Annotated in this window: 11 protein-coding genes and 3 tRNA genes; 10 read left to right on the plus strand and 4 right to left on the minus strand. The window is 59.5% G+C overall.

Annotated features, from left to right (window positions below):
• Positions 1-165: 165 nt before the first annotated feature.
• From lon to ASTEX_RS13870, 3 genes are all read left to right on the plus strand, one after another.
• Complete coding sequence (gene lon, locus ASTEX_RS13860) at positions 166-2,559, plus strand: endopeptidase La (protein ID WP_013480259.1); 2,394 nt, start codon at positions 166-168, stop codon at positions 2,557-2,559.
• A 264-nt stretch (positions 2,560-2,823) separates the two neighbouring features.
• Complete coding sequence (locus tag ASTEX_RS13865; RefSeq protein WP_013480260.1) at positions 2,824-3,102, plus strand: HU family DNA-binding protein; 279 nt, start codon at positions 2,824-2,826, stop codon at positions 3,100-3,102.
• 96 nt (positions 3,103-3,198) lie between these two features.
• Positions 3,199-3,274: transfer RNA gene (locus tag ASTEX_RS13870), tRNA-Val, on the plus strand.
• Between the two features lie 246 nt (positions 3,275-3,520).
• Here the strand turns inward: ASTEX_RS13870 and ASTEX_RS13875 are convergent.
• The 4 genes from ASTEX_RS13875 to ASTEX_RS13890 all read right to left on the minus strand — a co-directional run bounded on the left by ASTEX_RS13875 (position 3,521) and on the right by ASTEX_RS13890 (position 7,659).
• Entirely contained in the window at positions 3,521-3,766 is a 246-nt protein-coding gene (locus tag ASTEX_RS13875; RefSeq protein WP_013480261.1) for a tumor necrosis factor receptor family protein, read from the minus strand.
• Between the two features lie 146 nt (positions 3,767-3,912).
• Positions 3,913-7,119, minus strand: a complete 3,207-nt coding sequence (locus ASTEX_RS13880) for an autotransporter family protein (RefSeq protein ID WP_013480263.1) — start codon at positions 7,117-7,119, stop codon at positions 3,913-3,915.
• Positions 7,120-7,445: 326 nt separating this feature from the next.
• Positions 7,446-7,522 (minus strand) — tRNA-Asp (locus tag ASTEX_RS13885).
• Positions 7,523-7,582: 60 nt separating this feature from the next.
• Positions 7,583-7,659: transfer RNA gene (locus ASTEX_RS13890), tRNA-Asp, on the minus strand.
• A gap of 320 nt (positions 7,660-7,979) precedes the next feature.
• On the opposite strand from ASTEX_RS13890, the gene ASTEX_RS13895 reads away from it, so the two are divergent.
• The 7 genes from ASTEX_RS13895 to nuoF are packed head-to-tail and all read left to right on the plus strand — an operon-like array spanning position 7,980 to position 13,205.
• Complete coding sequence (locus ASTEX_RS13895; RefSeq protein ID WP_013480264.1) at positions 7,980-8,357, plus strand: NADH-quinone oxidoreductase subunit A; 378 nt, start codon at positions 7,980-7,982, stop codon at positions 8,355-8,357.
• Entirely contained in the window at positions 8,348-8,908 is a 561-nt protein-coding gene (locus tag ASTEX_RS13900; protein WP_013480265.1) for a NuoB/complex I 20 kDa subunit family protein, read from the plus strand. Before ASTEX_RS13895 ends, ASTEX_RS13900 begins: the two co-directional genes overlap by 10 nt.
• Before the next feature lie 15 nt (positions 8,909-8,923).
• Positions 8,924-9,538 carry an NADH-quinone oxidoreductase subunit C gene (locus tag ASTEX_RS13905; protein ID WP_013480266.1) on the plus strand — a complete coding sequence of 205 codons (615 nt, stop codon included), beginning with the start codon at positions 8,924-8,926 and terminating at the stop codon, positions 9,536-9,538.
• A 9-nt stretch (positions 9,539-9,547) separates the two neighbouring features.
• Entirely contained in the window at positions 9,548-10,807 is a 1,260-nt protein-coding gene (locus ASTEX_RS13910) for an NADH-quinone oxidoreductase subunit D (RefSeq protein WP_013480267.1), read from the plus strand.
• A complete protein-coding gene (locus ASTEX_RS13915) occupies positions 10,807-11,175 on the plus strand; it encodes a hypothetical protein (protein ID WP_013480268.1) in 369 nt (122 codons plus the stop codon). The genes ASTEX_RS13910 and ASTEX_RS13915 overlap by 1 nt, the downstream gene beginning before the upstream one ends.
• A gap of 48 nt (positions 11,176-11,223) precedes the next feature.
• Positions 11,224-11,889, plus strand: coding sequence for an NADH-quinone oxidoreductase subunit NuoE (gene nuoE, locus ASTEX_RS13920; RefSeq protein ID WP_013480269.1), 666 nt, complete (start codon positions 11,224-11,226; stop codon positions 11,887-11,889).
• Between the two features lie 2 nt (positions 11,890-11,891).
• Complete coding sequence (nuoF, locus tag ASTEX_RS13925; RefSeq protein ID WP_013480270.1) at positions 11,892-13,205, plus strand: NADH-quinone oxidoreductase subunit NuoF; 1,314 nt, start codon at positions 11,892-11,894, stop codon at positions 13,203-13,205.
• Positions 13,206-13,214: the final 9 nt, after the last annotated feature.

Here is a 13,214-nt window from a genome sequence, read left to right on the forward strand (position 1 = left end):
AAGTCCCACATTCAGCCTAGGTTCAGCCGAGGAATCGTCTAAGGTGAATGGTGAACCCCTGCGCAGGCATTGCGCGTATATATCCGGAGAACGCGCCCTTTTTCTTTACGCAGGGTGGTCGTTGGACGCCTTGGCGAGGCGCGCTGTCCGGCTCAGGAGTAAGTAATGTTTGATGTTCTAACCATACCCGTATTGCCTTTAAGGGATATTGTGGTGTTCCCGCACATGGTCGTGCCGCTGTTTGTCGGACGTGAAAAGTCTGTGCAGGCGCTCGACGAGGTGATGAAGGGCGACAAGCAGATTCTGCTGGCTACCCAGAAAAATTCCGGTGACGATGATCCCGAAGCCGACGCCATTTACGACATTGGTGTTCTGGCCAATGTGCTGCAGTTGCTGAAGCTGCCGGACGGCACGGTCAAGGTGCTGGTCGAAGGCAAGTCGCGCGCCAAGATCAAGCGCTTTACCGGCCGCAGCGAATTCTATGAGGCCGAAGCCTATGCGCTGGAGCCTGCCGTGACGCAGGGCCCGGACCTCGAAGCGCTGGTGCGCGCCGTCACCGATCAGTTCGAAAACTACATCAAGCTCAACAAGAAGATTCCGCCGGAAGCGCTTCAGGCTCTGGCCGAAGTGTCGGAAGCCGACGTGCTGGCCGACTCGATTGCCGCGCATCTGGTCATCAAGATCGGCGAGAAGCAGCAGCTTCTGGAGCAACTTGCGGTCGCCAAGCGTCTGGAGCAGATCTATGCCCTGATGGAAGGTGAGATCAGCGTCCTTCAGGTCGAAAAGAAGATCCGTTCGCGCGTCAAGCGCCAGATGGAAAAGACCCAGCGCGAATATTACCTCAATGAGCAGATGAAGGCCATTCAGCGCGAGTTGGGTGAGCAGGACGACGCCAAGGACGAGATCCTCGAACTCGAAAAGAAGATCAAGGCGACCAAGCTGAGCAAGGAAGCCCGCGCCAAGGCGATGTCGGAGTTGAACAAGCTGCGCCATATGTCTCCCATGTCGGCCGAATCGACCGTGGTGCGCAACTATCTCGACTGGCTGCTGGCCATCCCGTGGGGTGCGTCCAAGCCCAAGCCGATCGACCTCAGCAAGGCCGAAGATACTCTGGATGCCGACCATTACGGCCTTGAGAAGGTCAAGGAGCGCATCCTTGAGCATCTGGCCGTACAGGCGCGTATGGGCACGCTGAAAGGCCCGATCCTGTGCCTTGTGGGGCCTCCGGGCGTCGGTAAGACGAGTCTGGGTAAGTCCATCGCCAAAGCGACGGGCCGCGAATTTGTGCGCATCAGTCTCGGCGGCGTGCGCGACGAATCGGAAATCCGGGGCCATCGTCGCACCTATATCGGTTCTATGCCGGGCAAGATCATCCAGTCGATGAAGAAGGCCAAGACCACCAATGCCTTCTTCCTGCTCGATGAAATCGACAAGATGGGCGCCGACTGGCGCGGCGACCCGGCTTCGGCCCTGCTCGAAGTGCTGGACCCGGCGCAAAATTCGACCTTCAACGACCATTATCTGGAGGTCGATTACGACCTGTCCAAGATCATGTTCGTGACGACGGCCAATTCGCTCAACATGCCTCAGCCCCTGCTCGACCGCATGGAGATCATCCGCATCCCCGGCTATACCGAGGACGAGAAGGTCGAAATCGCCAAGCGCCACATCCTGCCGTCTCTGGCAAAGGATCACGGCCTGCAAGGCGACGAGTGGATCGTGCCTGAACAGGCCATCCGCGACCTGATCCGTTACTACACCCGCGAGGCGGGCGTGCGCTCGCTGGAGCGGGAACTGGGCAATCTGGCGCGCAAGACTATCCGTGACCTGGCGCGTGAGAAGGTCAGTTCGATCACGGTGGATGAGGCGCGCTTGGCCAAATATGCCGGCGTGCGCAAATTCCACTATGGCGAAACCGATGAAACCGATCAGGTTGGTATCGTCACGGGCCTGGCCTGGACGGAATTCGGCGGCGACATCCTGACCATCGAAGCCATCAAGATGCCCGGTAAGGGCAATATGAAGGTCACGGGTAACCTCAAGGACGTGATGAAGGAATCCGTTTCGGCGGCCAATTCCTACGTCAAGGCGCTGGCGCCGAAGTTCGGCATCCTGCCGCCGGTCTTTGAACGCACCGACGTCCACGTGCACGTCCCCGAAGGTGCCACGCCCAAGGACGGTCCGTCGGCCGGCGTGGCCATGGTCACCGCTATGGTTTCGGTCCTGACCGGTATTCCGGTGCGCAAGGATATCGCCATGACCGGCGAAATCACCCTGCGCGGCCGCGTACTGGCCATCGGGGGCCTCAAGGAAAAGCTGCTGGCGGCGCTGCGTTCGGGCGTTAAGACCGTGCTGATCCCCAAGGAGAACGAGAAGGACCTGACTGAACTGCCTGAGAATGTGAAGGCCGGTCTGGAGATCATTCCGGTGAGCCATGTCGAACAGGTTCTGACCCACGCCCTGACCCGGCCGCTCGAATCTATCGAGTGGGTGGAGCCGGTGATTCCGCCCCCCGCGGTGCCCGCTGCGGATGACGCAGACGGTCTTACGGCCCATTAAGCCGTAAGGGATAGCGCTATTTTGGCGTGCACTCGCCAAAACGGTTGAGAAAAAAGAGCGGAATTTGCAGGCTAAGCGCCTCAAATTTCGCTCTTTTTTGTGTAAGTCATTAAAAAAACTCGGTTTGCAGTGCAAAAAATGCGATTTCGCTTTTGACGAGCGGGGGTTTTTGTAGTCTCTATCGGGTCCACCCGCCGACGACTCGCTGAGTCCGACAGGGAACGGTTCACACAAATGCCCGTCATGGCGGGCAGGGAGAAACTTATGACGACCAAAGCTGAACTCGTGGCCGCCATTGCCGATCAGGCGGGCCTGACCAAGGAACAAGCCAAGAAGGCCGTTGACGCCTTCACCGATTCCGTCGTGGACGCCCTGAAAAAGGGTGAAGAAGTCCGCCTCGTCGGCTTCGGCACCTTCCTCGCTGTGAAGCGCGAAGCCGGCACCGCCCGCAACCCGCGTACCGGCGAAACCGTTTCGCGTCCGGCTTCGGTCACCGCGCGCTTCCGCGTCGGCGAAGGCCTGAAGAACGCCCTGAACGGTTAAGACCACTCACAGAATTTAAGCCGAAACGGCTTGACTTCGGGACCGGAGGTTGGCATTGACCGGCCTCCGGTTTTTTATATCCGGTCCCCTGTGGAGGGGCGATTAGCTCAGCTGGCAGAGCGGCTCGTTTACACCGAGTAGGTCGGCGGTTCGATCCCGTCATCGCCCACCATTTCCCCCTACAATTTGCGAACCGCCGCATCTTTGTGTGCTTGCTGACGCAAACGGGGGTTCGATCCCGTCATCTCCCACTATTTCCCCTTACGATTTGCGAACCGACGCGTCTTTGCTTGTTTGCAGACGCTAAAGGGGTTCAATCCCGTAATCGCCATCGATTTCCCCACACATCATACTGGTTTTTGCGCGTCCAAAGCGGCAAAGAAAAACCGGCCTGAACGTTCTCAGGCCGGTCTGATTTTTAGTTTGTCGCCTTTTCGGCGTTGCGTTTGATGTTTTCGGCAGGGGGCTGATCACCCAACTCATCAGCGGCCTTGTCCACGCCCTGCGGCAGGGCCTCTACGGCATCGCCCATGCGCTCAGAGCCGCTACGGTTGTCCTGCATCAGAAACACGGCACCGACCGCCAAAAGCGCGATCACGGCCACGCCAATCAGGATGAGAATGCTGTTTGTGCCCTTACCGGGGGCCGTCGTTGTACTCGCCATAGGAAGGCTCCTCTATCTCTTCGAAGGTCCGAGGATAGGCGTAGCCGTGAAAGCGCTCAGCACGGATAACAGCCGCGGCGAATAGGAAGCGCATAAAAAAAACCGCCGGGGTTACCGGCGGTTTTTGCGGTCCGATCTGGAACAGATCAGAACTGGAAGCGGGCGCGCAGCGACAGCGACACGTTGTCGTAGGCGTCGTACTTTTCATATTCGGCTTCGATACCGAAATAGCTGTACTCATTCGAAGCTGCGAGGCGCACACCGGCAATCGGTGCGCCGCCCTTGATGTCGCCGCCCTTGAGCGTGAACGGGGTGGCGGTGCCGAAGCGGGCCACCGTATCGGCGATTTCCGCTGAGAAATTATTGCGGTAACCAACCCAGATTTCCGGACGGAAGAGGGCGTTCTTGTTCGAACGGCCGATATTCAGCAAGGCGGTGCCGCTGAAGATATGGCCGGTGCGCTCATCCACCGACAGGTCGAAGGCCGTGCCGCCGCCGGTCTCGGTATGGGCGTCTTCCTTCAGGCCAAAATAGTCGGCGCTGACCATGGGGGTCAGGCTCAGCCAGCCGGCATCGACGCTGTAGGAGGCCCCGATGCTACCCGAATAGCTGACGCCCTTCCACTTGGCGGTCGAACTGGCGATGAAGGCGGGTTCGAGGATCTGACGCTTCGATTCGAAGTTGGCGTAGCCCACGCCACCGCGCACCCAACCTTTCAGGCCCGAACCGTTATCCATGCGCCAATAGGCTCCCAGAGACAGGTCGGTCGAGCTGAGGTCTTCGTCCGGCGCGCCCAGCGTGCCCTTGGGGTTGGTGGCCGTGTAGGCCAGATAAAGACCCGCGGCCTGCGTCGAGGTAATGCCCCGCTCAACGCCCCCGGCAAAGGCAAAGCCGGTCGATTCGAAGCCCGTAACGTCGGTGCGGTTGCGATTGATCTGGAAGCCGTATTCCTGCGCCCAGTACTGGTTGACGCCGGCCTGCGGGATAATCGACTGGCTGGCCATGGTGCGCGACAGGCCGTCATTACTCTTGGACAGGGTCAGCAGCGTTTCGCCGGAATAGTCGGGCAGGAAGGACAGATAGGCCTTGTTAAAGCCATCCGCCGTCGTCGGGTCGAGCAGGGCGCGTGTGGCGCTGGCATTGCCCTGGGCGGCGGTCATAACGGCATCGAAGGCCGCGAACTCATTGACCGACAGGGTGGTTTCGCTCTGTGTACGCAGGCGCACATCGGCGTACAGCGCCGTATTGGCCGTATTGGTCGAAAGGGCGGCCTTGTACAGATAGGGGACATTGCTGTCGAGGCTGGCCGTATCGAGGGTGCCGAGCGTGATGTTCGAAGCGGTCAGAAGCGTATAGCGCGTCGCCGGTTTGACGATGCTGGACATGCCGATCTGCACCTTGGCGCCGGTTTCAAACACGGCGGCCCCGGAGGCGGCGATAAGGGGGGTGTTGGGGTTGGCTGTATCCGGCACAAAGCGCAGCGTCCCCTCCTTGCGCACATTCACCGTCGTGGCATTGAGCTTGGAACCGGTGTCGAGATTGAGCGCGCCTTTCACGATGTCGAGCGACACCGTACCGGAGCCGGTCATCTTGCCGCCAACAATGCCGTTGGTGGTGATGCTCAGGCTGTTGCTGCCGGCGCCAAAGTCGATATTGCCGATGACGAAGCCGCCATCGATCTTCACGACATCATTGCCCGAGCCCAGTCGGATATCGCCTGAGATAACGGGGGCGGCGACTGTGTTATCATCCGGCTTGAGGTCGGTCTGGACCAGGGTGACGCCGGCCGTGTTGCCGCTCAGATCGATGGCCACGGCCCGGTTGGTGGTCGGGTCAACCACGCCATTAGCATCGTCGTCGGTCTGGGTGAGCGAGGCCGTGATATTGCCGGTATTGTTCAGGCGTACCAGTGTGTTCGAGCCATCAAAAATCGCCGTCGCGTTCGACTTGGAGCCCGTTGACGCCGCGCTGATCGTACCGCTGACATTGACTTCGGGCACCTTAGCCCCTGAGCCGATATACAGGGCATAGGCGGTTTCGTTCTTGGTGGAACTGTTGGCGGCGCGCAGGGTGCCACCGACATTAAAGACGTTGGCGAACGTCCCGGCCAGAAGGTTGGCGGTTCGCGCTTCGGCCAGGTAGGAAGAGGCCGAAACGGTGCCGTTGATCAGGATGCCGTTTTCAAAGGTGACGTTGCGACCCATGCCACCCGTTTCGATGGCCTTGGCGATCACGCCTTCGAACACGCCGGAAGAGGCGATGCTGCCGCGCACGACCAGACCGAACTTCTGGTTCTTATAGGTATCCGTCGCGGTCGTCGCGATATTGATCGCGTTGATAGTGATGTCCTGCGTGGACGAACCGACCTTAAGGGCCGCCGCACCGCCATATTGCGACAGGCTGGCGGCACCGTCGCCCGTGTCGGTGACACCATTGCCGTCTTCGTCGTTATTGCGCTCGGCTTCCGCCTTCGAAGCATCAGTATCGGCAATGGTGGACTGAATCAGTATGCCCTTGGTGACGTTGCCAGCGATATTGACCAATGGTCCCGCCTGTAGCTTGTCTTCTGCCTGAAGCTTGTCCAGTGTCGCCTTGTCCGTCACTGTGGTCAGGCGGTAGCCGGTGCCAGCGACCGTTCCGTCCAGAATCAACGCGCCGGTAAGGTTGCTCGCGAGGTTGAGCGCCGTAGCATTCTCACCCTGTACCGTTGTCGAACCGCCGATGACGATATTACCCGTGACACCGCCTTCAAACGAATAGGCACGCGCGTTTGTGCCGACGACGTTTACCGTGCTGTCGGAAGCAAAATTACCGGTCAGGGCGTTTTCAAAGCGCACACCGTATGAATTGTTACCTTCGACCTGAATAGCGCTGGCCGAAGCGAGGCTGACATCGCCAATGAAAGGGGAGGTGCCAACGGACCGAATGCCGTAGCGACGCTCGCCTTTGGCGAAGACGCCATCGGCGATGCCGTCCGCAGGGGAGTCTGTGTCTGTCGGGGTGTAGTCGTCGGTGACGGTGATCTTGCCGGAGAGGGTGAGGCCGCTGGTGCGGCCACCATCAATATAAATGCCCGTGGCGTCATCGCCCGAAGACGACATGTCGATCGCGCCGACGACATTCACCTTATTGTTCGAATCAATCGTGATTGCGCGCGCGCCTGCTGTCTTGAGCGTAATCGTGCCGCCCGTATCCAGCTTGATATCGTCTGCCGTACCCGCCGTAGTCGCCGTTGAAGTTTTAACAGGGGCGGTCGTCGAAGTATTAATAACGACTTCAGCCTGCGCCACACCTGCGGTAACCGCGATGACCAGGCCAAGGGCGGTGGCATTTAAGAGATGAGATTTGCGCATAGTCTCGCTTTCGCTCGTCGATTTGAATTCTCAGACAGAACAACGCGTCGCGTCATGCAATGGCGCGCCTGCCCCCAAAGAAACAATGTACTGGCGGAATTTTCCCGCTTTCGTGTCAGCGGCGACTTTTCGGGACGAATATGGGCTATTCTATGTCATCCCGGACATGCCGGGGCCCGTATATGTCGTTTGCGTCAACCCTGTTTCGTCACAGACATACACGCGAAGACAAAGATTTGCCTAATGCAAATTTTGCGCGAAGATGAATTTTGATGAAAGAAGAAGAGAGGATATGCGGGGCCACCTGAGAGAGCGTATCCTCCAGGTGGCGCGAGTGACGGGGCTCGAACCCGCGACCTTCGGCGTGACAGGCCGACACTCTAACCAACTGAGCTACACCCGCATTCCTGTTCGGGCAACAATGTCTATGGAGGCGAAGGCCACCGGCTTGTGCTACAAGGGGTGGCGCGAGTGACGGGGCTCGAACCCGCGACCTTCGGCGTGACAGGCCGACACTCTAACCAACTGAGCTACACCCGCATCCATACATTGTCATTCTCTGCGTCAGGACGTTAGCCCCTCCGAAGAGGTGCGCTAGATAGTGCGGGGCGGCCCGCGGTGTCAAGCGTCATATTGCGGAAAACCGTCAAAAAGCCATTTGGCTGTGGAAGACCGGGGAGGGCTTGAGAACGATTTTCAAGTGCAGAGAATTCGACGACATTTTTGGCATTTCCCCCGATTTTAGGCTTTTGAGTGTTTGAAGCGCGGCGCGAGGTGGTCTAATAGGCTCAGTTGAGTCTGTCCCCCGAACCTTTTGCGGTGCACCATGGGTGGGGCAGAGCCAAAAGTGGGATCGTACAATGGAAGCCCTCCTTATAAAGTATCTGCCGATTGTGATTTTCTTCGGCATCGCCCTCGTCCTTGGGCTGGGGTTCATCATCGCGGCGCTGGTTCTGGCGCCCAAGGCCCCCGACACCGAAAAGCTTTCGGCTTACGAATGCGGCTTCAACGCCTTCGACAGCGCCCGTCAGAAGTTTGACGTGCGCTTCTATCTCGTCTCGATCCTCTTCATCATCTTCGATCTCGAAGTGGCCTTCCTCTTCCCGTGGGCGGTGTCGATGTTCGACCTGCCGCAGGCGGGGATGCAGTTTGCCTTCTGGTCGATGATGGTCTTTCTGGGCGTCCTGACGGTCGGCTTTATCTATGAGTGGAACAAAGGAGCCCTGGAATGGGAGTAATCATTCCTGCCGGTCAGGCCGGCCGCAGCACCGTTGAGGGCTACGATCCCAAGGTCCACGACAAGTTCTTTGAGGCGGTGTCCTCGGAACTGAACGAGAAGGGGTTCCTCGTCGCTTCGGCCGACGATGTCATCACCTGGGCGCGCACCGGCTCGCTGATGTGGATGACCTTTGGTCTGGCCTGCTGCGCCGTGGAAATGATGCAGGCGTCGATGCCGCGGTATGACATGGAGCGCTTCGGCATGGCGCCGCGCGCTTCACCGCGTCAGTCGGACCTGATGATCGTCGCCGGCACGCTGACCAACAAGATGGCACCGGCTCTGCGCAAGGTCTATGACCAGATGCCCGATCCGCGCTATGTCCTGTCGATGGGCTCGTGCGCCAATGGCGGCGGCTATTACCACTATTCCTACAGCGTCGTGCGTGGCTGCGATCGAATCGTGCCGGTCGATGTCTATGTGCCGGGCTGCCCGCCGTCGGCCGAAGCGTTGCTTTATGGTCTTCTTCAGCTTCAGAAGAAGATCCGCCGCAACGGCACGATCCGCCGTTAAGAGGGATTTTACGGAATGTCTGAAGAAAAATTCCTCAAGATCGCCGAACAGGCCCGCGCCGACTTCAAGGACGCGCTGATCGACGTTATCCACGCCTTTGGCGAGCTGACGCTGGTGGTGGAGCGTGAGCGCATCGTCGAAGTGCTGAGCAAGCTGCGCGCCGAACCCTACCGCTTCCATCAGCTCATCGACCTGTGCGGGGCCGACTATCCGAAGCGCGAGCGTCGTTTCGACGTCGTCTATCACCTGCTGTCGCTGACGCAGAACCTGCGCTTGCGCGTCAAGGTAATGACCGATGAAACCGTGCCGGTGCCAACCGTGCGCAGCGTCTATCCGAACGCCGACTGGTACGAGCGCGAAGCCTTCGACATGTACGGCATGCTGTTTTCGGGGCAGCCGGACCTGCGCCGTATCCTGACCGACTATGGTTTCTCCGGCCATCCGCTGCGCAAGGACTTCCCGATGACGGGCCACGTCGAAGTGCGCTACGACGAAGAGCAGAAGCGCGTCGTGTACGAACCGGTCAAGCTGGTTCAGGAATTCCGTCGTTTCGACTTCCTGTCGCCATGGGAAGGGGCCTCCTACGTCCTTCCGGGCGATGAGAAGGCTGCCAATCCGAACAAGGCGTAGAGGGTTATCATGGCTGAAGACATCAAAACCCCGCTGTCCTCCTTCGTCGATCCCCGCACCGGGGCCTTCGAAGAGGTCGAGGCACGCGCCAACTTTGACGACCGCAAATTCACCATCAATTTCGGCCCGCAACACCCGGCGGCCCACGGCGTTCTGCGTCTGGTGCTCGACCTTGACGGGGAAATCGTCGAGCGTGTCGATCCGCATATCGGCCTGCTGCACCGCGGCACCGAAAAGCTTATGGAATATCGCACCTATTTGCAGAACACGCCCTATTTCGACCGCCTCGACTATGTGGCGCCGATGAATCAGGAGCATGCCTTCTGTCTGGCGATCGAGCGCCTGCTGGGTCTCGAAGTGCCCAAGCGCGCGCAACTGATCCGCGTCCTGTTCTCGGAAATCGGTCGAATCCTGTCGCACCTGCTGAACATCACCACTCAGGCCATGGACGTTGGCGCTCTGACGCCGCCGCTGTGGGGCTTTGAAGAGCGTGAGAAGCTGATGGTGTTCTATGAGCGCGCCTGCGGGGCGCGTCTGCACGCCAACTACTTCCGTCCGGGCGGGGTCCATCAGGACCTGACGACGGAACTGATCGACGATATTGAACAGTGGTGCAAGGAATTCCCGCGCGCTCTGGCCGATATCGAATCTCTCGTCACGGAAAACCGTATCTTCAAGCAGCGCAATGTCGATATCGGCGTGGTCAGCAAGCAGGAAGCCTATGACTGGGGCTTTACCGGCGTCATGATCCGCGGTTCGGGCATCGAGTGGGACCTGCGCAAGTCGCAACCCTATGAATGCTATGACGAACTCGACTTCGATATCGTCATCGGTAAGAACGGCGACTGCTGGGATCGTTACCTCTGCCGCGTCGAAGAGATGCGTCAGGCCGTGAAGATCATGGAACAGTGCGTTGAAAAGCTTCGCGTAACCGGCGGTGAAGTCCTGGCAACCGATCACAAGATCACGCCGCCGCGCCGCGCCGACATGAAGAATTCGATGGAAGCCCTGATCCATCACTTCAAGCTGTACACCGAAGGCTTCAAGACCCCGCCGGGCGAAGTCTATGCCGCCGTCGAAGCGCCTAAGGGTGAATTTGGTGTCTATCTGGTGTCAGACGGCTCCAACAAGCCGTACCGCTGCAAGATCCGCGCGCCGGGCTTTGCCCACCTTCAGGCGATGGACTGGATGAACCGTGGCCACCTGCTGGCCGACGTGTCGGCCATCCTCGGCTCGCTTGACATCGTGTTCGGGGAAGTGGACCGCTGATGCAGGGCTTTCAACTCCAAACCTGGCAAACCTTCCTGCTCGTCCTCGTGTTCCTGGCGGTGGCGCTGGGTTTGCGTTTGTGGCTGGCTAAGGCCGCCTGGGGCTATCACCCCGGCGGCATGAAGGGCTATTTGCAGGATCTGGTGCTGGAAACCGTCATTTCCTATGCGCCCATGCTACTGATCATCTTTGGCGTCCGCATCTATATCGACGTCAATCCGCAGTATGGCCAATCCCCCATGGTGTTTGCCTCCATCGCTGTCGCCGTCGTGTCGATGATGGTCGCGCGGCGCATCCCGCTGGTCAAGGCGGCCAGCGCGCGCATGATGAAGGCCCGCAACGATCGCTGGGAGGCTTATAAACAATGAGCCTGCCCGCTTATAATCCTACCGTATCCCAGATGAGAGAGGCCTGAGATGTCCGTTCGCCGTCTCGCCGCCGTTCAGCCGGATAGCTTTGCGTTCAAGCCGGAAACGCTTGAAAAGGCTAACTGGTGGATTGCCAAGTACCCCGAAAACCGCCGTCAGTCGGCGGTCATCCCCATCCTGTGGCTGATCCAGAAGCAGGAGGGCTGGGTGTCGGAACCCGCCATCGCCGTCGTCGCCGAAATGCTCGGCATGGCGCGCATCCGCGTGTACGAAGTGGCCACCTTCTACACCATGTTCATGCTGGAGCCGGTGGGCTCGGCGGCGCTGATTCAGGTGTGCGGCACGACGCCGTGCCAGTTGCGCGGCTCTGAGGCCTTGATGAAGGTGTGCAAGGACAAGATCGGCCCGAAGGACAAGCTGTCGGCTGATGGCAAGTTCTACTGGCAGGAAGTCGAGTGCCTTGGCGCCTGCACCAACGCCCCGATGGCGCAGATCAACGACTATTTCTACGAAGACCTGACGCCGGACAATCTGGCCCAGATCATCGACGATTTCTCGGCGGGTAAGACGCCGAAGACCGGCCCGTACAATGGCCGCTTCACGTCCGAACCTCTGGGCGGCGCAACCACGCTGAAAGACCCGTCGCTGTATGACGGTTCGGCAGCCAAGCCGCTCAAAATCCCCAATGCTCCGGAAGCGGAGGTCAAGGCGTAATCATGGTGGGTATTCTCGAAGACAAGGACCGCATCTTTACCAACCTCTATGGCTTCCATGACTGGGGCCTCGAGGGGGCAAAGCAACGCGGCTGCTGGAACGCGACGAGGGACATCCTGTCCTACGGGCGCGACTGGATCATCACCAATGTGAAGAATTCGGGGCTGCGCGGTCGCGGTGGCGCGGGTTTCTCGACCGGTCTGAAGTGGTCCTTCATGCCGAAAGAGGTCAAGGACCGTCCGCACTATCTCGTCGTCAATGCTGACGAGTCGGAACCGGGCACCTGTAAAGACCGCGAAATCATGCGCCACGATCCGCACCTGCTGATCGAAGGCTGCCTGATCGCGTCTTTCGCCATGCAGGCCCACGCCTGTTATATCTATATCCGTGGTGAGTATGTTTTCGAGCGCGAGCGTCTCGAAGCGGCGATTAAGCAGGCCTATGAGGCGAAGCTGGTCGGCAAGAACAATGTCCACGGCTGGGATTTCGACATCTATGTCCACCACGGTGGCGGGGCCTATATCTGCGGCGAAGAAACCGCGCTTCTGGAATCGCTGGAAGGCAAGAAGGGCCAGCCGCGCCTGAAGCCGCCGTTCCCGGCCGGTGCCGGCCTCTACGGCTGCCCGACGACGGTCAATAATGTGGAATCCATCGCGGTTGTCGGCACCATCCTGCGTCGCGGTGCGGCGTGGTTTGCCGGTTTCGGCGCGCAAAACAATACCGGCACCAAGCTGTTCTGCATTTCGGGCCATGTTGAGCGCCCTTGCAATGTCGAAGAGGCCATGTCGATCCCCTTCCGTCAGCTGATCGAAGATCACTGCGGCGGCATCCGGGGCGGCTGGGGCAATCTGAAGGCGGTGATTCCGGGCGGCTCGTCCGTGCCGATGATCCCGGCTGAACAGTGCGAAAACATGCCGATGGATTTCGACACCCTGCGCGGCCTGGGCTCCGGCCTCGGCACGGCGGCGGTGATCGTGATGGACAAATCGACTGACCTCATCAAGGCCATCGCGCGTCTCAGCTACTTCTACAAGCACGAATCCTGTGGTCAGTGCACGCCCTGCCGCGAAGGTACGGGCTGGATGTGGCGCGTGATGGAGCGCATGGCTAAGGGCGATGCGGACCCCAAGGAAATCGACATCCTGCTGGACGTGACCAAACAGGTTGAAGGCCACACCATCTGCGCGCTGGGCGACGCGGCGGCCTGGCCGGTTCAGGGCCTGATCCGGCACTTCCGTCACGAAATTGAAGACCGGATTGCCCTATATCGTTCGTCGAAGGGTAATTTCGCCGGACATTCGATTGCGGCAGAGTAGGGGACGGTC

This window comes from Asticcacaulis excentricus CB 48 (genome assembly GCF_000175215.2).
Lineage (GTDB): Bacteria > Pseudomonadota > Alphaproteobacteria > Caulobacterales > Caulobacteraceae > Asticcacaulis > Asticcacaulis excentricus.